Below are 21,458 nucleotides of genomic sequence, written 5' to 3'. Positions count from 1 at the left end.
TACGCCTTTAACATACCATTCAATAATACCTTTTAAATACCTTTGTGGCGAATGTTTGATCGGTGTAACAGTTTTGTTGTACACGAAACGAGCCAGCAGATTGCGCTGAAAAAAATGCAAAAGCTGGAAAATCTGTTAAGTCGGTACCAGGCTTAGTCTGCCCGCAAATATGTGGGAATGGATTACATTCACCGACATGACGTCGGAGTTACGGGAGTATCACATGACTGATATTGCACAGTTGCTTGGCAAAGACGCCGACAGCCTTTTACAGCATCGTTGTATGACCATTCCAGCCGACCAGCTCTATCTGCCTGGTCACGACTACGTTGACCGCGTAATGGTTGATAACAACCGTCCGCCTGCGGTCCTGAGAAATATGCAGACGCTCTACAACACCGGGAGACTCGGCGGCACCGGGTATCTCTCTATCCTTCCGGTTGATCAGGGGGTTGAACATTCAGCCGGTGCATCTTTTGCGGCTAACCCGCTCTATTTCGATCCAAAGAACATTGTTGAGCTGGCGATTGAAGCGGGCTGTAACTGTGTGGCGTCGACCTATGGCGTGCTGGCATCCGTTTCACGTCGCTATGCCCACCGTATTCCATTCCTGGTGAAGCTGAACCACAACGAAACCCTCAGCTACCCGACAGAATATGACCAGACCCTCTACGCCAGCGTAGAGCAGGCGTTCAATATGGGCGCGGTAGCCGTCGGGGCGACCATCTACTTCGGTTCCGAGCAGTCGCGCCGTCAGATTGAAGAGATCTCTGCGGCCTTTGAACGCGCGCACGAGCTGGGGTTGGTGACGGTGCTGTGGGCGTACCTGCGTAACTCGGCGTTCAAAAAAGACGGCGTGGACTATCACGTGTCCGCTGACCTGACCGGCCAGGCGAACCACCTGGCGGCGACCATCGGCGCAGATATCGTGAAGCAGAAAATGGCCGAGAATAACGGCGGGTACAAAGCGGTAAACTTTGGTTACACCGATGACCGTGTCTATAGCAAGCTGACCAGCGATAACCCTATAGACCTGGTGCGCTACCAGCTGGCGAACTGCTATATGGGACGCGCGGGGCTTATCAACTCCGGTGGTGCGGCGGGCGGTGATACCGACCTGTCCGACGCGGTACGTACGGCGGTGATTAACAAACGCGCGGGCGGCATGGGGCTGATACTGGGCCGTAAGGCGTTTAAGAAATCAATGGCCGATGGCGTGAAGCTGATCAATGCCGTTCAGGATGTGTATCTGGACAGTAAAGTAACGATTGCCTGACGCCTCCATCTCCCTCTCCCGGTGGGAGAGGGTTGGGGTGAGGGCATCATCGTGCACTGTGTAAAACATCAGCGCAAAAGCGCACAATCCGGCGGCAATCTGCATTGTAGCGCGCCGGGCAAAACTTCTATGCGGAAATGCTTCCCGCTCAATGGCTCTCCGTCCAGATTAAACGTCATCCCGTGCGGAGCATCCACTTCAAACCATGCTGATTCCCCGTCAATAATATTCGGGCTCTCTTCCGGGCGGGTCAATGTGGTAAACAGTGCGGGCAGCAGTCCATCACCTGTGAAAATACGCAACTGCAGCTGACCGTCATTAATCAGCGCTTCCGGGCAAAGCTGCTGCCCACCGCCTGCCTGACGGCCATTACCGATACCAATCACCAGCGCGTCACCTTGCCACTGAAAATCTTCACCGCGAATTTCACAGCGGTCTGGCTTTAGGGTGTCCATTCGCATCAGTCCATGGATCAGGTATGAAACACCACCCAGCGCCGCCTTCAGTTTTTCCGGCGTTTCGCTGGTAATGCGCGTACCAAATCCGCCGGTCGCCATATTGATAAAGCAGGTTTTGTCATTCACCTGGGCAATATCCACGGCGGTGGCCTTGCCAAGGATTGCCAGCTGGAGTGCTTTCTCTAAATCTTCCGGGATCCCGACGCTGGTAGCAAAATCATTGGCGGTACCGAGCGGCAAAATCCCCATCACCGGGCGGTTGGCCTGGTTTAAATCAATCAGGGCAGACGCGATCTCATTGATGGTGCCATCACCGCCGCCGGAAATAATGGTTTTGACACCCAGGCCGAGCGCTTCATTGATATAACGTGCCGCGTCGCCTTTTTCCCATGTCACTCGCACGTGGATACGCGCACCGTCTTCACGCAAAACCTGAATTGCCTGACGCAACAGATCGTTGCCTGCACTTTTGCCATTGAGAATCAATAAACTGTCTGGATAGGTTGCCATCCGCGCTGCTCCCTTTTTTAGCGTTAGTAAGAGTGTATAGCAGGGAGGAAAAAAGCGCGTAAGAACAGGATGAAAGGGAAAAAATAAGCCCGCGTAAGGGAGATTACGCAGGCTAAGGAGGTGGTTCCTGGTACAGCTAGCATTTATGGGTTATGTTTTTCAGCGCTGAGGATAATACCCGTATTGAACGAAGCGGTATGTGATCCGTTTCTAAGAATTATCCCAGCGTGAAAAAATTCCCCTGATTAACTATTTGCTGTGTGGGTTTCGGGTGCTTTCGCCATCGAAATTACGCATCAGCAGTGCGAACTTCAGCTCCACCTCTTCCGGAACCGGCAACCAGACGGTATGACCGTCACCCGGTGCAACTTCAATCGCTTCGCCTTTACCGTTTTCCAGGTGTTCCAGCGTGAAGTTCATGTTGCCTTGCGGGGTCATCAGCTCCAGGCTGTCGCCTTTGGTGAACTTGTTTTTCACCGCCACAGCCGCCAGCGCGCCTTTGCGCTCGCCGGTGAAGTCACCGACAAACTGCTGACGCTCGGAAACGGAGTAGCCGTGCTCGTAGTTCTGGTAGTCGTCGTGGGTGTGACGGCGCAGGAAGCCTTCGGTATAGCCGCGATGCGCCAGGCCTTCCAGGGTTTCCAGCAGGCTGGTATCGAACGGTTTACCGGCGGCGGCATCGTCGATGGCCTTGCGGTAGACCTGGGCGGTACGCGCGCAGTAGTAATAGGATTTGGTGCGGCCCTCAATTTTCAGTGAGTGCACGCCCATCTGGGTCAGACGCTCGACGTGGGCGATGGCGCGCAGATCTTTCGAGTTCATGATGTAGGTGCCGTGCTCGTCTTCAAAAGCGGTCATGTACTCGCCCGGACGTTTGGCTTCTTCAATCATAAACACACTGTCGGTTGGCGCGCCGATGCCCAGCGTAGGCTCAACGTTGGTCACCGGAATCGGCTCATGCTTATGAACGATGTTGCCGATGTCATCTTCTTTACCTTCCTGGACGTTATACTCCCAGCGGCAGGCGTTGGTGCAGGTGCCCTGGTTCGGGTCGCGCTTGTTGATATAACCGGAGAGCAGGCAGCGGCCGGAGTAGGCCATGCACAGCGCGCCGTGAACGAAGATTTCGATTTCCATATCCGGCACCTGGGTGCGGATCTCTTCGATCTCTTCCAGCGAAAGCTCGCGAGACAGAATGACGCGGGTCAGCCCCATCTGTTTCCAGAACTTTACCGTCGCCCAGTTAACGGCGTTAGCCTGTACGGAGAGGTGAATATCCATCTCCGGGAAGTTTTCCCGAACCAGCATGATTAAACCCGGGTCCGACATGATCAGCGCGTCCGGCCCCATATCCACCACCGGCTTCAGGTCACGGATGAACGTTTTCAGCTTGGCGTTGTGCGGCGCGATGTTCACCACCACGTAGAATTTTTTACCCAGAGCATGCGCTTCGTTGATGCCAAGCTGGAGGTTCTCGTGGTTGAATTCGTTGTTGCGCACGCGCAGCGAGTAGCGAGGCTGGCCCGCGTAGACAGCATCGGCACCATAAGCGAAAGCGTAACGCATATTTTGCAGCGTTCCCGCCGGGGAAAGGAGTTCCGGTTTAAACATGTTTGTTCTCGTTCTGATGACAGGTCAGATCCGCGTGCACCCGGTGCAGCGGTAAGGGGAGATCCCCCACTTTAAGGGCGGGCATTGTAGCGCTGCGGGACGGGGAGGTAAAGCGCCGGGGCGTTACGCCACTAACCCGGCGAGTATAAACTGTGTCAGGTGTTGTCTTTTACGGTCTGGCTCGGACCATTAGTTTTCACTGATGCAATGCCCTTATCCCGCGATTGCTCAGATGCGTACATCTGGCTGGTGCCAATTACCTGATGATTGCCCGCTTTGAGGTTGAAATAAAATTTGCCGTTAGAGGCTGTTTTCTTCTCATAACGTTCCTCCAGCGGGCTGTTTGAGCGCACGGAGGCAATACCGTTCTCAGCGGCACTTTTGGTGGTATACAGCTCACTGGTAAGAATGGTTTCTGCGTTCCCTGCTTTAAGAACAAACCTGAACTGACCATCACTGCTTTTGCTTAATTCGAACCAACCAGACATAAGAACTCCTTGATCGAAAGTGAATTTATCAGTGCCGATGATAAATAAACGCATCGGTAAAGAGAGTATGGTTGATTATCGTGTGGATTCCAGAAATGAAAAACCCGCCGGTGGCGGGTTTGATAGCGAAAATGTCACGCAATCCTGCATGCATCCGCTTCCCATCTATACCCCACGCCATACACCGCGCGAATAAACGACTGCTCGGCATCCAGCGCTTCCAGCTTACGGCGCAGGTTCTTGATATGGCTGTCGATGGTGCGGTCGGTCACCACCCGGTAATCGTCATACAGGCGGTTCAGCAACTGTTCGCGGGAGAAGACTTTCCCCGGTTCGTGGGAGAGGGTTTTCAGCAGGCGGAACTCAGCAGGGGTCAGGTCCAGCATCTTGTTACGCCAGCTCGCCTGAAAACGGCTTTCATCCACAATCAGCGGACTTTCTGCGTCCAGCACCTGCAGTTCACGATGAGGCTTGCAGCGGCGCAGAATGGTTTTCACGCGGGCGACGACTTCACGTGGGCTGTAGGGTTTACAGATGTAATCATCTGCACCGATTTCGAGGCCCAGCAGGCGGTCAATCTCTTCAATTTTGGCAGTGACCATGACGATGGGCACGTCGGAGAAGCGACGAATTTCCCGGCACAGGGTCAGGCCATCGGTACCGGGGAGCATCAGATCCAGCAGGATCAGGTCCGGCGGCGTCTGGCGCACGTACGGCAGCACCTGGTCGCCATGATTAATCAGCGACGGGGCATAGCTTGCCGCGCGTAAATAGTCGATCAGTAACTGCCCAAGTTTCGGCTCATCTTCCACAATCAAAATGCGTGGCGTGTTTTCGTCAATCGGTAACTCGGTCATGCTTCTCTCGATAAATCCCGTTCCAGAGGTAACTCTACTGTAATGCTAACCCCGCCAAAAGGCGAATGGGCGGCGCGGATCGTGCCATTATGCGCCTCAACGATGTTAACGCAAATCGCCAGTCCCAGACCGGAACCGCCGCTGGCACGGTTGCGCGAGCCTTCGGTACGGTAGAAACGCTCAAACAGTTTTTCCAGCTGTGCGTCCTGCACGCCGGGGGTGGAATCGGCAAAGGTCAGGGCAAAGTTCCCGTTTTCCTGTTTGCCGGAGATATGCAGCCCGCCACCGCTGTCGGTGTAGCGCAGGCTGTTTTCCAGCAGGTTGTTGAAAAGCTGCATCAGCCGGTCTTTGTCGCCAAACACCACCGCGCTGTCTGGCAAAGAGAGATCAATTTTCAGATTGCGGCTGGCAAAACGTTCCCGGAAAGCGCCGGTGGTGACTTCCAGGACGCTAATCACGTCGACAGGCGCTTTCTGGTAGGCCAGCGCCCCTTCGTCGGACATAGAGAGCTGGTGGAGGTCATCCACCAGTTTGGTGAGCGTGCCCACTTCGGCCTGCAATGAGGCCACCGATTCAGGCGTGAACTGGCGTACACCATCCTGAATGGCCTCCAGCTCGCCGCGCAGCACTGCCAGAGGGGTGCGCAGCTCGTGCGAAATGTCGGCCATAAAATCGCGGCGCATCTGCTGGTTTTTCTCCAGGGTACTGGCGAGCTGGTTAAAGTCCTGAGCCAGCTTACCCAGTTCATCCTGGCTGCGGGTATCGACGCGGGTCGTGAAATCCCCGGCGGCCAGCTTGTGCGTGCCTTCCACCAGCCGTTTCACCGGGGCGAGCAGACCGCGCGCCAGCGGGAAGGTGGCAAGCGCGGCGAGCAGGGTGGAGAGGGCGACAATCAGCCAGCTTGTCCGGCGCTGCTGACGGTCAAAGTTAATATCGGTATTACGCGTCAGGCGCTCCACCGGCGAGGCGATAACCCAGCCGACGGTCGCGTTATTCACTTTAATCGCACGACGGGTGCCGTCCGGCGGAATCGGCGCGCGCGGGCCAACCAGCGGGCGCATATCCTGATCGATCACCCAGAACTGCGTGCGCCAGCCGTGCGGGGGCATGCCTGGCCCAGGGCGATCGTCACCGGTGTCATGCTCAAGTGAGCGCAAGATCTGGAAAATAAAGCGGTCGTTATTGCGCAGAAAACGCCAGTTGCCGTGCTGGGCGTACTGTTCACTCAGCGCATCGCTTAAGCCCTGTAAACGCTGTTCATTGCCATGCTTGATGTAATCAATAAAACCGCGCTCAAAGCTGATCCGCACGGCCCAGTGCATGGTGATCAGCAGGACAATACAGGTGGCAAATATTGCGACAAAGAGCTTACCGGTAATGCCCGGTCGCCAGAATTTCATGATTCACTCCTTTTACTGCGCAGGATAACGACATTCTTGCTGGTATCATCAGGCACTCTGGCGAAGATGAAAGCGGGCAGGGCGATGATGACCGCCATGCTGAGATAGGTGTATAAAAAGACCTGATGCGCGACCGAGGTATCAACGCTGAGATGGTGTTGTCCGTACATACCGAGCAGTAAACCCGCTACGGTGACGCCCACGCTCATCGACAGTTGCATAACCATCGACAGCAGGCTGTTGCCGCTGCTCGCCAGATCGTCCGGCAGGTCCTTCAGCGTCAGCGTGTTCATCGACGAGAAGCGCATGGAGTTAATGATCCCCTGGCAGAACAGCACCAGCGGCAGAACGTAGTACCAGCCCATCAGCGCCACGGCCATAAACAGCAGGCTGACCAGCGCCAGACCCAGCGTGGCGGTTACCAGCACGTGACGGTAGCCAAAGCGGTTCACTACCTGCACCACGATTCGCTTCATTCCCATGCTGCCGAGCACCATCGGGATCATCATCAGGCCCGCGTGGAACGGCGAAAATCCCATTCCGATTTGCAGGAAAACGGGTGTCATAAACGGCAGCATGCCGCTGCCGACTCGCCCGGCGAAGCTGCCGAACAGGCCAAGGCGATAGGTTGGGTTTTTAAACAAGTTCAGGCTGAACAGCGCTTTATCGTTACCTCTGGCGTGCCACAGGTACCACAGTATGGCGGTAACGCCGAGGGCGATCAGGAGCCCGAGCGTCAGGGGCGAAATCCCAAGACCTTTTTGTCCGTCGAGTGCCAGCGTCAGCGTTGCCATCCCTCCCGCCAGCAGTATAAAACCAAAGAAATCAAAGCGTCGGGTTTGCATGGTGTAGTTAGGCATCAGCATCAGCGTGGCAATGGCACCGATGATGCCAACAGGAAGGTTGATTAAGAATATCCAGTGCCAGGACGCATATTCCACCAGCATACCGCCCAGCGCCGGGCCCAGCAGCGGCCCCACCTGACCGGGAAGGGTCACAAAGGTCATTGCCGCCATGTATTGCTCACGTGGAACAATTTTCATAACTGTTAACCTTCCGACGGGGACCATCATCGCCCCGCCAACGCCCTGCAACACCCGCGCCATGATTAGCTGGTCGAGGGTGTTGGCCTGAGCGCAAAACAGCGAACCCGTGGTAAACAAGACGATCGCGGTAAAGAAGATATTCCGCACGCCGACTTTGTCCGCCAGCCAGCCGCTGGCCGGCAGCATCACCGCAACCGTCAGTACGTAGGAGACAATCACCATATGCATATGCAGCGGACTCTCTCCCAGACTTTTCGCCATCGAGGGGAGGGCGGTATTGACGATGGTCGTGTCCAGCGACTGCATAAAGAAGCCGAAGGCGACAATCCATAGTTGCCAGCGAACGTTAGCGGGGAGGTCGGTCATTTATTCGGTCACCGTAGTTCTGTTTTTCCGCAAAAAACGCAGTCGCAGACGGTCAAAGAACAGATAGACCACCGGCGTGGTGTACAGCGTCAGCAGCTGGCTCATGACCAGACCGCCGACAATGGTGATCCCCAGCGGCTGGCGCAGCTCTGAGCCGTCTCCGCCCGAGATAACCAGCGGCAGCGCGCCAAACAGCGCCGCCAGGGTGGTCATCATGATCGGACGGAAACGCAGCAGACAGGCCTGGAATATCGCCTCTTCTGGCGACAGGTTGCCGTTACGCTGAGCATCCAGCGCGAAGTCCACCATCATGATCGCATTTTTCTTCACAATGCCGATTAATAGCATGATCCCGATTAAGGCGATTAAGCTGAATGGCGCACCAAACAACTCCAGCGCAAGCAATGCCCCGACACCCGCCGACGGCAGCGTCGAGAGGATCGTCAGCGGATGAACGTAACTCTCATACAGTACGCCAAGCACAATATAGACCGTGGCAATGGCGGCCAGGATCAAAATCACCTGCGAGTTCATTGTGTCCTGAAATACCTGCGCCGTTCCGGCAAAGCTACCGCGTACGGTAGACGGCACGCCAAGCTGCGTCATCGCGCGGTTGATCGCATCACTGGCCTCGGAAAGTGATGAACCGGCTGGCAGGTTAAAGGAGATGGTCGATGCTGCCGACAACCCCTGATGGTTCACCGACAGCGGCGCGTTGGCAGGCCGCCAGCTGGCAAAGTATGAGAGCGGTATCGCCTTGCCGTCGTTATTGATTACAAACATTTTATCCAGGGCACTAATGTCCTGGGTGTAACGCGGATCAACTTCCATCACCACTTTATACTGATTCATCGGCTGATAGATGGTGGAGATCTCGCGCTGACCGAAGGCATTGTTCAGCAGGCTGTTGGCGGCTTCAACATTAATGCCCAGACGTGACATGGTCTCGCGGTCGTAGGTCAGGGCCATCTCTGCACCGTTGTCCTGCTGATCGGAATTCACGTCCGCCAGCTCCGGCAGGGCGGCCAGCGCCTTGCGGATCTTCGGCTCCCACTCGCGCAGGGCGGCCAAATCATCAGAGAGCAGCGTGTACTGATAGCTGGCATTCGCCTGACGCCCGCCAACGCGGATATCCTGAACGGCCATCAAAAACAGATTGGCACCGGGCTCTTTGGCGAGTTTCACCCTAAGACGGTCAATCACCTGCTGGGCGGTTTCGTTGCGCTCTCCGCGCGGTTTTAGAGTAATAAACATCATTCCGCTGTTGACGCGCGACCCGCCTGTAAAGCCGGTGACGTTATCCACGGCTTTGTCTTCACGAATGATCTTCATAAAGTCCTGCAGCTTGCCGCGCATCGCCTGGAACGAAATGCTCTGGTCAGCCTGAATACCGCCCATCAACACCCCGGTATCCTGTTCCGGGAAGAAGGTTTTCGGGATGGTGATGTACATCCAGACGTTGAGCACAATGGTACCGATGAGCACCAGGCCGACCAGGCGGGTATGGTTCAGCACCCATTTCAGTGATTTGCCGTAGCGCTCCTGTATGGCCATCAGGATGCGACCAAAGCCTTTACGGCGCGGCTGCGAGTGCGGTTGGCTGCGTTTTAACATCCAGCCGCACATCATTGGCGTGAGCGTAAGGGAGATGATCAGCGAAATACCGATAGCGACGGAGAGGGTGACGGCAAACTCCCGCAGTAACCGGCCCGGCAGCCCGCCCATCAGCAGCAGCGGCAGGAACACTGCCACCAGTGACAGGCTCATGGAGAGCACCGTAAAGCCTACCTCGCGCGTTCCCTGAAGCGCCGCCTGTAGCGGTTTGACACCTGCTTCCAGATGGCGGGATATATTTTCCAGCACCACGATGGCGTCATCGACCACAAATCCCGTTGCGATGGTCAAGGCCATCAGCGACAGGTTGTTGAGGCTAAAGCCACACAGATACATGGCGGCAAAGGTACCAATCAGCGACACCGGTACGGCGACTGCCGGGATCAGCGTCGCGCGGCCGGATCGCAGGAACAGGAAGACCACCAGGATCACCAGCGCGACGGAGATAACCAGGGTTTGCTCCACCTCTTCAAGCGAGGCGCGAATGGTTGGGGAGCGATCCTGGGCAATCTGCAAATCGATCTCAGCCGGGATCGTCTCCTGCAACACCGGAAGACGCGCGCGGATGCTGTTCACCGTCTCAATAATGTTGGCTTCCGGCAGCTTGCGGATCATCAGCAAAATCGCCGGTTTGGCGTTGGTCATCCCGGCGTTACGCACGTCCTGCACCGAGTCCGTGACGCTGGCCACGTCGCTTAAACGTACCGCTGCACCGTTGTTATAGTGGACGATCAGCGGCTGATATTCGGCGGCAGTTTTTAGCTCGTCGTTCGTCTGGATCTGCCAGCGATGGCTGTTGTTCTCGACGGCACCCTGCGGTTTACGGACGTTGGCAGTGCTGATGGCGGAGCGCACATCATCCAGCGACACGCCCTGATTGAACAACGCCTGCGGGTTCAAGCCCACGCGCACGGCGGGCAGGGAGCTCCCGCCGACGCTCACGTCGCCGACGCCGTTAATTTGTGAGATTGTCTGCGCCAGCTGGGTAGACGCAAAGTCGTAAAGCTGCCCCTGCGAGTAGGTATCCGAGGTCAGCGTCAGGATCATGATCGGCGCATCGGACGGGTTAGCCTTGCGGTACGTCGGGCGGCTCGGCATTCCGCTCGGGAGCAGGCTTTGCGCGGCGTTAATGGCGGCCTGCACGTCGCGTGCCGCACCGTTAATATCCCGATCGAAGCTGAACTCCAGAATGATACGCGTGCTGCCCAGCGAGCTGCTGGAGGTCATCTCATTAATTCCGGCAATCCGCCCGAGTGAACGTTCCAGCGGTGTGGCGACTGACGAGGCCATCGTTTCCGGCGATGCGCCAGGCAGCGAGGCGCTAACCATGATCACCGGAAAATCTACCTGCGGCAGGGGAGCCACCGGCAGCAGCCGGAAGCCCAGTACGCCGCAAAGGGTGATGGCGAGCGAGATTAAAATCGTCGCCACCGGGCGATAAATGAAGAGAGCGAAAAACTTCACTTATGCCTCCTCTTCACGTTTCGGGAAGCGGCTTTTGGTCCACAGCGCCAGGCGGTCGAACAGCAGGTAGATCACCGGCGTGGTGAAGAGGGTCAGCACCTGGCTCACCAGCAGACCGCCGACCATGCCGATCCCCAGCGGACGTCGCAGCTCCGCGCCGACGCCGGTACTGAGCATCAGCGGCAGCGCGCCCAGCAGGGCGGCCAGGGTGGTCATCAGGATCGGACGAAAACGCAGCAGGCAGGCCTGGAAAATCGCATCGCGCGGGTTCATCCCCTGCTCGCGCTCGGCAGCAAGGGCAAAATCGATCATCATAATGGCGTTTTTCTTCACGATCCCGATAAGCAGGATGATGCCGATAATCGCAATCACATCCAGCTCGCTACCCGCCAGCATCAATGCCAGCAGTGCCCCGACACCTGCCGTCGGCAGGGTAGAGAGGATGGTGATCGGATGGATAAAGCTTTCATACAGCACGCCGAGCACGATATACATTGCGACCACTGCCGCGACAATCAGCCAGATGGTGTTGCCGAGCGCCGCCTGAAACGCCAGCGTACTGCCCTGGAACTGGGTCTGAATATCGGACGGGAAGCTCAGCGTTTTCTCTGCGGCCAGAATCGCTTCCACGGCTTCGCCAAGAGAATAGTTATCCGGTACGTTGAAAGAAATGGTGGTGGACGGGAACTGGTCCAGATGGTTAATCGACAGCGGGGTATAGCGCTCTTCCACGGTCGAGATGGCGCTTAATGGCACAATCCCCCCGTCTTTGCTGGTCAGGCGTACCGAGTCCAGCCCCGCCAGGCCAGGCGTGTGCTCGGTGTTGTGCTCCAGCACCACGCGATACTGATTCGCCTGAGTGTAAATCGTGGAGATCAGTCGCTGCCCAAAGGCGTTATACAGCGCGTTATCGACGTCTGCCATCGTGATGCCCAGACGGCTGGCGGTGTCACGATTCACATTCACATACGCTGCCAGACCTTTGTCCTGCCAGTCGCTGCTGACGTCAGAGAGTTGCGGCAGGGTTTTTAGCTTATCTACCAGCTGCGGTACCCAGGTGCTGAGGGCATCAAGCGTGGTGGCCTGCAGCGTGAACTGGTACTGGGTCCGGCTGACCTGGGTATCAATGGTCAAATCCTGAATCGGCTGCAGATACAGTTCCACGCCAGGCACGCGCGCCACGGACTCTTGCAGACGTTCAATCACCGCGTTTACGCGATCGTCGCGCTGACTCAATGGTTTAAGGTTGATTTGCAGACGTGCGCTATTCAGAGAGGGGTTGGTGCCATCCACGCCGACATAGGAGGTCAGGCTCTCCACCGCCGGATCTTTCATGATGATCTCAGATACCTGCTGCTGCCGCTGGGCCATGTTAGCGAAGGAGACCGACTGCGGTGCCTGAAGCGTGCCCTGAATAATGCCGTTGTCCTGAATCGGGAAAAAGCCCTTCGGGATCACGATCCACAGTAAGACGCTGAGCGCCAGCGTACCGAGTGCCACGCCGAGCGTTGCCCACGGATGGTTGAGCACTTTCGCCAGCAGACGTCCGTACGCCGCGATAATACGTTCAAACATGCGTTCGGAGGCGCGGGAGAAACGGTTTTGCTTGCGCAGGGACTCATGGCTTAGCATGCGGGCGCACATCATCGGGGTCAGCGTCAGCGAGACGACCGCAGAAATCAATATGGCGACCGCCAGGGTCACGGCAAACTCGCGGAACAGACGGCCGACGATATCGCCCATAAACAGCAGCGGGATCAGCACCGCAATCAGCGAGAAGGTCAACGAGATAATGGTAAAGCCGATCTCACCCGCACCTTTTAGCGCGGCCGCCAGCGGTTTTTCCCCTTTCTCGATATAGCGCGAGATGTTCTCGATAACCACGATGGCATCATCCACCACGAACCCGGTGGCGATGGTGAGCGCCATCAGCGTCAGGTTATTGATTGAGAAATCGAGGAACACCATCACCGCAAACGTCCCCACCAGCGAGAGCGGGACGGCGACGGCGGGAATGATGGTTGCCGGAACGTTGCGCAGGAACAGATAGATAATCATCACCACCAGCGCAATCGCCAGCATCAGCTCGAACTGGGTGTCGGTGACCGACGCGCGAATATTCGTGGTACGGTCGGAAAGCACCTTCACGCTGACCGATTTCGGCAGGCTTTCGATCAGCTGCGGCAACATGGTGCGGATGCTGTCGGCGGTTTCAATGATGTTTGCGCCCGGCTGACGCTGGACGTTCATCACGATCGCCTGCTGCTTGTTGGCCCAGGCTCCCAGCCAGCTGTTTTCCGCTCCTTGTTCGACGGTCGCCACATCACCCAGACGCACCGGCGCACCGTTCTGGTAGGCGATAATCAGCTGACGGTATTCATCGGCGGACTGCATCTGGTCGTTCGCGGAGAGCGTAACGGCACGGGTTGGGCCGTCCAGCGAGCCCTTCGCCGAGTTGACGTTAGCATTGCTGATGGCGCTGCGAATGGTTTCGCTGGTCAACCCCAGAGCGGCAATCGCCTGGGCGTTGAGCTTCACGCGTACCGCCGGGCGTTGTCCGCCCGCCAGCGTGACGAGGCCAACGCCGGAAACCTGAGAAATCTTCTGCGCCACGCGGGTTTCGACCATATCTTCCACCTGCGTCATCGGCATGGCGGAGGAGGTCACGGCCAGCGTCATGATCGGCGGATCCGCCGGGTTCACCTTGCTGTAGACCGGTGGATTAGGCAGGTCTGACGGCAGCAGGTTGGTGGCCGCGTTGATGGCGGCCTGTACCTCCTGCTCGGCGACATCCAGTGACAGCGTCAGCTGGAACTGCAGCGTCACGACGGATGCGCCACCGGAACTCTGGGAGGACATCTGCTTCAGGCCAGACATTTGACCGAACTGACGCTCCAGCGGCGCGGTAATGGCTGACGTCACCACGTCCGGGCTGGCGCCAGGATAAAGCGTTACCACCTGAATGGTGGGGTAATCCACTTCCGGGAGCGCCGAAACGGGCAGGAAGCGATAGCCGATAATCCCGGCCAGCAGAATTGCCACCATCAGCAGCGTGGTTGCGACAGGACGTAAAATGAACAGGCGTGACGGCCCACCTGTAGAATCTGGAGGCATGACCTGCATCAGGCTTTCTCCCCCTGTTTTGCAGGCTCAACCACTTCCACTTTCGCCCCTTCGGTCAGACGGTCAATGCCGTCGGTGACCACGCGGTCGCCCGCGGAAAGTCCGGCGCTGATGACCACCATCTGGCTGTCCTGAATCCCGGTTTTCACCAGATGTTTACTGACTTTATTGTCGCTGTTCAGTACCCAGACAAAGTTCCCTTCATTACCCATCTGCAGTGCTGCCGATGGGATCACCACTGCGTTTTCTTCGGTCGCAACCAGCATCCGCGCATTGACGAACTGGTTCGGGAAGAGGGCGTCGTCCTGGTTATTAAACCGTGCTTTGAGCTTGATGGTGCCGGTGGTGGTGTCGATCTGGTTGTCCAGGCTGAGCAGGGAACCTTCGCTGAGTTTCTGCTTGTTGGTGCGGTCCCAGGCTTCCACCACCAGGCCATTACCGGCTTTTTGCGCCTGCACCACGGTCGCAATGTCGCTTTCCGGCAGGGTAAAGACTAAATCAATCGGGTGGGTTTGGGTGATCACCACGATGCCCGTGGTGTCGCCGCTTGAGATTTGGTTACCGATATCGACCTGCTTCAGGCCCACGCGCCCGTCAATCGGCGCGGTGATGCGGCTCCAGTCCAGCTGCAGCTGTGCACTGGCGACGGCAGCTTCATCGGCTTTAATGGTGCCCTGCGTTTCGCTGACCAGCGACTGCTGGGTGTCCAGCTCCTGCCGCGATACCAGGTTGGTTTTGACCAGCTGCTGGTAACGCGCTAAATCGCGCCGGGCATTGGCGAGCGTGGCGTTGTCCTTTGCGAGCTGTCCCTGCGCCTGGGCCAGCGCCACCTTGAACTGGCTCGGGTCGATTTCTGCCAACAGATCGCCCGCTTTGACCTGCTGACCTTCCTGGAAGTGAATGGCCATCAGCTGGCCGTCGACGCGGCTGCGTACTGTTACGGTGTTGGCGGCGGTAATCGTCCCAAGACCTGTAAGATAGCGCGGAACGGCTTTATTCACTGCCGTAGCTGCCTGTACAGGTGCCAGCGCACCGCCGCGCATACCGTGACGCCCTCCACCCGTCGGGCGCTGTGGCTGGCTGGTGGCACCCGCGGGGGCTGCGGAGTTTGCGGATTGACTGTGCCAGTACCAGGCGGCGGCAAGGACCACCACAATGATGCCAGCGGCGATTGCCCAGCGGGATTTATTACGGCCTTTCATCGTTATACGTTCTCATCCTGAATACTTCGGGGAATGATACTAGTTTAGTCAGGTAACACAGCGGAAAAATGGAGGAAATATGGAAGACTGTCAGGAATGGTCTGAGTATGGTGCTCTTTTTAGCCGGGTGGAGCGGATACGCCACCCGGCACAATGAGACTAGCTAAACATCACCTGCGCCCAGCGCGCCAGGCCGGCGGTAACGGAACCAAAGTCATCGCCACCCGCAATCGGAATGCCCGGCAGCTGTTCCGCCAGCGCTTTTTTGATCAGCGGTGAACGCGCGCTCCCCCCGGTCAGATAGATAACGTCCGGCTTCTCTTTGCCGTTTTCCAGCGCCAGCTGCACCTGCTCCAGAATACGCTGCAGCGGCTGCGCGAGCGCGGCCTCCAGCCCGTCCTGAGAAATCGCAGTGGCCAGATCGTCGCTGATAAACGGCAAGGAGACCGCATGCTCAGCGCGGTCGGAAAGGGCGATTTTGCTCTCTTCTGCGGTACGTACCACGCGATAGCTAAGACGCTGACGCCACACTTTATACAGCAGGGCGACTTTTTCGGCGTCCTGCGCGTCGCGTACCAGGTCGTTCAGGAAACGGCCATTTGCAGTGCTGTAAAAATCACTCTGCGCCGGGACGTCGTTAATCGCGATAGCGTTCCACCATGGCAGGATTGGCAGAGCGATGCCTTTTTCAGTTTGTCCGCCCATGCCGAGCAGTGGCATCAGGCTCTTGAACGCCAGGGCAATATCGAGATCGTTACCGCCGATACGGCAGCCACTGTGCCCCAGCAAGCTGTTTTCGCGGTCGCGACGGTTATGCCATTGTGGCCCCATCAGCAGCAGCGAGCAGTCCGTCGTACCGCCGCCGATATCCACGACTAATACGCGTTTCTCTTCCGTCAGTGTGGCTTCAAAATCCAGTCCCGCCGCAACGGGCTCATACTGGAACACCACGTCACGGAAGCCTGCACGGTGCGCCGCACGTTCAAGGATACCCTGCGCCTGCTGGTTAGCGTCATCTCCCCCCAGACCCTGGAAGTTGATCGGACGGCCAATCACCGCCTGGGCGATCGCTTCCGACACCTGGGTTTGCGCCTGATTGCGAATGTGCAGCATCATGGCGCAGACCAGATCTTCAAACATCGCCACCTGCTGTGGCTTCAGACCGCTGGCACCCAGGAAGGATTTTGGTGATTTAACGAAGTAAACCTCTTCGGGATCTTCGATGTAGTGCCCGAGCGAAGAGAGGCCGAACTGCACGCTGGAAGGCGTAACGTCGATATCTTCCTCGCGGTTAAAACTGACCGCGCGGCGCAGCAATGCCTGAGTCTCCGCCGCGGTGGCCGGAACCTGATGATGGCGGAACAGCCATTCGCTGACCGCTTCGCGGGTAGGTGCGCAGAGCATTGAGGGCAGCAGCGTACTCTCTTTTTCCATTTTCAGGAGCTGTGGCTGTCCGTCCTGCATAATTGCAACCGAGCAGTTTGCCGTACCGTAGTCAAATCCAATAAACACGAATAATCCCCATGCCAGTGAGAAGGGGCGAGACTTTAACGAAATGTCTGCATCGCGACAACAGGAATATGAAAGCAAGGCGAAACAAGGTCTTTCGGTTTATGCTGAGGGGAACAAAAAAGGAGCGACAATGTTTACCCTGACCTGGCAACCCCCTTATGACTGGCAATGGATGTTTGGCTTTCTTGGCGCGCGTGCGGTAGAGGGCGTTGAGACCGTCACTGAATACTATTACGAGCGCAGTTTCGCCTGTGAGGGGCACCAGGGGATCTTTCGCGTTACACCGGATAACCTGACCCACACGCTACAGGTGACGCTGAGCCTCGGGTTAATCCCGGTTGCGCAAACCTGTCTTGAACGTATTGGGTGTCTGTTCGATCTGGCCTGCGATCCGCATGAAATTCACAAGACGCTTGGCGATCTCGGCGTTGCACGGCCAGGCTTGCGTTTGCCGGGGGCGATGGACGCGTACGAGCAGGGCGTGCGGGCGATTCTCGGGCAGCTGGTGAGCGTGGCGATGGCGGCGAAACTGACGTCGCGCGTGGTGGCGCTGTGCGGCGAACCGGTAAACGATTCGCCAGGCTATGTCTGCTTCCCCACACCACAAGCGCTGGCCGCAACGGACCCGCTGGCGCTGAAAGCGCTCGGGATGCCAGTCAAACGCGCTGAGTCATTGATTCATCTGGCGCAATCGGTCATTGAAGGCACGTTTCCGCTGACGCCACCTGAGGATGTTGAGGCAGGCATGAAGGCGTTACAGCAGCGGCCTGGAATAGGGCGCTGGACGGCAAACTATCTGGCTCTGCGCGGCTGGCAGGCGAAGGATGTTTTTCTGCCGGATGATTATCTGATTAAGCAACGCTTTGCCGGGATGACGCCAGCGCAAATTCGTCGCTATGCTCAGCGCTGGCAGCCCTGGCGTTCTTACGCGCTGCTGCACATCTGGTATACCGACGGCTGGGCGCCGTCAGTTGATAGCGAAATAACTGGTATTGAGAAGTAGATCCAGCGGCTGTGGCTCGGCAATCGTGTCACCATAAATAAAATCGAGCCCGATGCCAGAGAGTGTATCCATCATGATCGGCTGGTTACAGGGACCCGCGATGGTTTTCATCCCCAGGCGCTGGGCATGGCCCTGGATGATAGTCACCATCATTTCATCCATCAGGTTGCCATAAACATTGGTTACCACTTCCGCATCCAGCATTAGATAGTCGGCCATATTCGCGCTCAGGTGGGTAAAGACGTTCATGTCACGCCCCACCTGACTGAAGATCACGCGACAACCCGCCTGACGAAGCTTTTGCAGCCCCCGTTGCAGGTTTTCATCCGGGTTGCACACCACATCGGCAGGGATGATCAGATGCAGAAGACGGCCCGGCAGTGGGCTTTTATCCAGCAGGTCGAGAAGTTCATCGACCAGCGTCACGCTGGCCAAACCGGCTTCAGAAAGCGGCAGTGCAACGCCCATACCTTTACTGGCAACCTGTGCGGCAGAGGTACGGAAAAATTCGCTAAAGATCCGTCTGTCGAGAGCGTGCAACAGCTCAGGCTCCGCCAGGCCAGATCGGAAGGCGTGTTCTTCCTGTACTTCGCCCTGGCTGGTCCACAGGCGTAACGAAATGAGCCAGAAGTTACAGCTTTCCGGTATGCGTGGCGAGGCGACACTGCGGGCTATCATCATCAGATGATTGTCTTTAATCATGTGCCACTGTTCATCCAGTGACATCATGCTGCGTGCGCTGTGGTCCCGCTCCTGCTGAGGTTCGTAAACCGTGACGATGCCGCGCCCACTGTTTTTCGAGGCATAACAGGCGATATCAGCCTGTGACATGATTTCCGATGCCTGATGATTATTTTCATCAATCAACGTGATACCTGCGCTGGCACCAATTCTGTGCAGGCGTCCTTCCCACATAAAGTGATAGCCATTGATGGTATGGATCAGGCGGCTGGCGATATAACGTGCGCTCTCTATGTTGCAGTCCGGCAACAGCAAACCGAATTCGTCCCCGCCCAGACGCGCCAGCACATCACTCGAGCGAAGCATGGTCAACATTAATGAAGAGAGCTCCCTGAGCAGGGCATCACCTGCGGCGTGGCCTGCCGTATCGTTGACCGCTTTGAAACGATCAAGATCGATAAAGACCAGCGCATGGCGCTGGCGCGTTTCGCGAACGGTCTGCAAGAGCCGTTTGAGATGATTTTCGAAGCTAACCCGGTTTGCCAGGTGGGTCAGGGCATCGTGGGAGGCGCTGTAACTCAACTGGCGCAGCATTTTGCGCGACTCTGTCACATCCTGAATCACGATAACCGAGCCAATGTTTTGTCCGTCCAGTGTGCTGAGCGGCGTAATGCTGTAATGAATATCAAAATTACCGCCGGTGCGGCAGTTCAGGACCACGTCCTGATCGATATCGGAACGGGACATATCACCGCTATGAATGTTCTCCATCAGCGGCCCTTTTTCACCAAAGGTAATATGCAGCACCCGCAGGATGGGCTGACCGATAGCTTCGGTCTGCAGCCAGCCGCTCATTTTTTCGGCAACCGGGTTCATGAAGGTGACATTCATGTTGATATCGGTGCACAGCACCGCTTCGCCGATGGAGTCGAGGGTTATGTGCAGACGCTCTTTTTCCTGGAACAGGGCCTCGTTGAGTTGCTTAACTTCGGTCATGTCCATGTTGATACCGAGCAGGCGTTCGACTTCGCCCTGCTTGTTCAGCACCCGGTTCGCCAGAGAGCGGATATGTCGCACGCCGTCCTTCACGCGGATGCGGAATTCAAGCTTAAACGGCAAACGGGCGATCAGAGAGTCCCGCAGCACCTTTTCTGCATGCGCGCGATCCTCAGGCAGCATCGTTTCATGCCAGAGTTGCCAGGTGGGCTTGATGTGCAGCGGTATTTCATAAAGCTCGAACATCCGTTTGTCCCAGCTAATAATGTCAGGCTCCAGGTCCCACTCCCAGATGCCGATCCCCCCCGCTTCGTTGGCAAGCGTAATACGCTCCATCAGGCGTTTGTTGACCCACTCGGTCTGCTTCAGGTCATTAATATCTTCGATCTGGGCAATAAAATAGAGGGGTGAACCGTCGGTATGGCGCACGACAGAGACAGCAAGAAGCGCCCAGACCACCTCTCCATTGCGCGTGTAGTAGCGCTTCTCAAGGGTGTAGGTATTAATCTCTCCGTTGACCAGTTGCTCCAGTTGTTTCAGGTCGGTATGCAAATCTTCCGGCCAGGTTAACTGCTGGAAGGTGAGCGACTGGAGCTCACTCTGGCTGTAACCGAGAAAGTTGCACAGTGCCTTGTTGGCCTGAAGCCATTTGCCCTCAATGCTGACCAGCGCCATCCCGATAGCGGAATACTCCATCGCGTTACGAAAACGCTCCTCGCTCTCGGTAATATGTTTGCGTTCTGCGCGGAAAGCATACATCACCATGGTCATTACGTTGGCAGGCAGAAGCAGCATCAGGAACGGTAGCCACGGCGCATTCAACATGGCGTTAGTATGCTGAGTGGTCAACGCCAGAGGGTTACGGGCGATCATCAGGGAAACCACCATAACGGTGACCAGAAACACCATGAACGCTTCCATTCGCGGCAGGCGTACGGCACTCCACATAAGCAGAACGATAACGCAGGTAAAGGGCCACGGCAGCCAGCTGATAGCTGCCCAACTGAGGACTAACGTCACCGCCATGGTGGTCAGCGTTTCAAGCAGTAATCTCGGATCACGATGGCGCAGCAGATAATGCGGTTTAAAAAGCAATCCTAACGGCACCAGCGCCAGCGCACCGATGGCTTCAGACAAGACCCAGACGAGGAAATTACGCAGTGGTTCTGGAGTAGGGACCAGAAAATAGACCAGAACACCGCCCATCAGTGGTGGCACCAGCGCGCTGCCAATGGCCAGACGGATCCAGTCATTCAGATTTTGCAGCGGGTTATACCACGGGAGCAATTTGCGCAGTAGCAACGCGCCAATCACAGCTTCAATCACGTTGATTGAGGGGTAGATGAAGCTTGTCGCCCCCCACGAAAACAACATCCATGAAGCCAGAATATTGCCAAACGAACAGGCCAGAGCAATCCCCGGCCACATTTTTCCTGCATGGCGGTAAAACGCCACCATCATGATGGCGGTGGGAAACCAGAGCGGCGCCAGCAGAGTACCGAAGCGAGTTAGCTCAAGCGAAAATAAGGTAAAGATAAAGGTGACCAGGCCCAGACAGACAAGTCGTAATAAAGGATGTGGGGTGGTAACCAAAACCCGCTGGTATTGTTTATTCATTACCGCTTTATCCAGAGACGCCATGCCGCCAGGAAAGAAGTCCGGACGAGTGAATTTGATAATTTGGTTTATGCTAGTACAAACAATTTACAATTCATATGGTGACTGCTCATAATTTGACATCATAGACTTATTAAATAGTTACTCTTAAAAAAATCCATGTTAATTGCTGAAAAAGTGTTCATTTAAATTTAACTAAAGGAAGAATGCGTCACTTTTCAGGCTGTCTCGCAG

General features: G+C 56.6%; 13 protein-coding genes. 2 read left to right on the top strand and 11 right to left on the bottom strand.

The genetic code is table 11. From position 1 onward, the window contains the following. Positions 1-223 precede the first annotated feature (223 nt). On the top strand, positions 224-1,276 hold the full coding sequence (gene fbaB, locus JGF26_RS07055; RefSeq protein ID WP_028016348.1) for a class I fructose-bisphosphate aldolase: 1,053 nt from the start codon (positions 224-226) through the stop codon (positions 1,274-1,276). Positions 1,277-1,344: 68 nt separating this feature from the next. Here the strand turns inward: fbaB and yegS are convergent, their stop codons facing one another. The 10 genes from yegS to yegD form a co-directional block, all read right to left on the bottom strand. Continuing rightward, positions 1,345-2,244, bottom strand: coding sequence for a lipid kinase YegS (gene yegS / locus JGF26_RS07050; RefSeq protein WP_134707753.1), 900 nt, complete (start codon positions 2,242-2,244; stop codon positions 1,345-1,347). A gap of 249 nt (positions 2,245-2,493) precedes the next feature. Further along, the gene (gene yegQ, locus JGF26_RS07045) at positions 2,494-3,855 is read right to left on the bottom strand and encodes a tRNA 5-hydroxyuridine modification protein YegQ (protein WP_049008242.1); all 1,362 of its coding nucleotides are present in this window, start codon (positions 3,853-3,855) and stop codon (positions 2,494-2,496) included. A 155-nt stretch (positions 3,856-4,010) separates the two neighbouring features. Continuing rightward, positions 4,011-4,343: a YegP family protein gene (locus tag JGF26_RS07040; RefSeq protein WP_028016353.1), complete on the bottom strand. Its 333-nt coding sequence runs from the start codon at positions 4,341-4,343 to the stop codon at positions 4,011-4,013. 134 nt (positions 4,344-4,477) lie between these two features. Beyond that, entirely contained in the window at positions 4,478-5,200 is a 723-nt protein-coding gene (gene baeR / locus JGF26_RS07035) for a two-component system response regulator BaeR (protein ID WP_028016354.1), read from the bottom strand. Next, on the bottom strand, positions 5,197-6,600 hold the full coding sequence (gene baeS, locus JGF26_RS07030; RefSeq protein WP_028016355.1) for a two-component system sensor histidine kinase BaeS: 1,404 nt from the start codon (positions 6,598-6,600) through the stop codon (positions 5,197-5,199). The genes baeR and baeS overlap by 4 nt, the downstream gene beginning before the upstream one ends. Next, positions 6,597-8,012 carry an MFS transporter gene (locus JGF26_RS07025; RefSeq protein WP_134707754.1) on the bottom strand — a complete coding sequence of 472 codons (1,416 nt, stop codon included), beginning with the start codon at positions 8,010-8,012 and terminating at the stop codon, positions 6,597-6,599. The genes baeS and JGF26_RS07025 overlap by 4 nt, the downstream gene beginning before the upstream one ends. Beyond that, positions 8,013-11,090, bottom strand: coding sequence for a multidrug efflux RND transporter permease subunit MdtC (gene mdtC, locus JGF26_RS07020; protein ID WP_134707755.1), 3,078 nt, complete (start codon positions 11,088-11,090; stop codon positions 8,013-8,015). It abuts the gene before it with no gap. Beyond that, positions 11,091-14,213: an MdtB/MuxB family multidrug efflux RND transporter permease subunit gene (locus JGF26_RS07015; RefSeq protein ID WP_134707756.1), complete on the bottom strand. Its 3,123-nt coding sequence runs from the start codon at positions 14,211-14,213 to the stop codon at positions 11,091-11,093. Further along, entirely contained in the window at positions 14,213-15,415 is a 1,203-nt protein-coding gene (locus JGF26_RS07010; RefSeq protein WP_134707757.1) for an MdtA/MuxA family multidrug efflux RND transporter periplasmic adaptor subunit, read from the bottom strand. Before JGF26_RS07010 ends, JGF26_RS07015 begins: the two co-directional genes overlap by 1 nt. Before the next feature lie 159 nt (positions 15,416-15,574). After that, on the bottom strand, positions 15,575-16,927 hold the full coding sequence (gene yegD / locus JGF26_RS07005) for a molecular chaperone (protein WP_134707758.1): 1,353 nt from the start codon (positions 16,925-16,927) through the stop codon (positions 15,575-15,577). 130 nt (positions 16,928-17,057) lie between these two features. On the opposite strand from yegD, the gene alkA reads away from it, so the two are divergent. After that, the gene (gene alkA, locus JGF26_RS07000; RefSeq protein WP_134707759.1) at positions 17,058-17,930 is read left to right on the top strand and encodes a DNA-3-methyladenine glycosylase 2; all 873 of its coding nucleotides are present in this window, start codon (positions 17,058-17,060) and stop codon (positions 17,928-17,930) included. On the opposite strand, the gene JGF26_RS06995 is transcribed toward alkA, so the two are convergent. Next, entirely contained in the window at positions 17,895-21,224 is a 3,330-nt protein-coding gene (locus JGF26_RS06995) for a diguanylate cyclase (protein WP_128347482.1), read from the bottom strand. The two genes, alkA and JGF26_RS06995, sit on opposite strands and share 36 nt — an antisense overlap. Between the last annotated feature and the right edge of the window lie 234 nt (positions 21,225-21,458).

This window comes from Enterobacter sp. E1 (assembly GCF_016809815.1).
Lineage (GTDB): Bacteria > Pseudomonadota > Gammaproteobacteria > Enterobacterales > Enterobacteriaceae > Enterobacter > Enterobacter adelaidei.
Note: the sequence above shows the minus strand (reverse complement) of the source record. Positions and strands in the feature narration are given on the sequence as shown.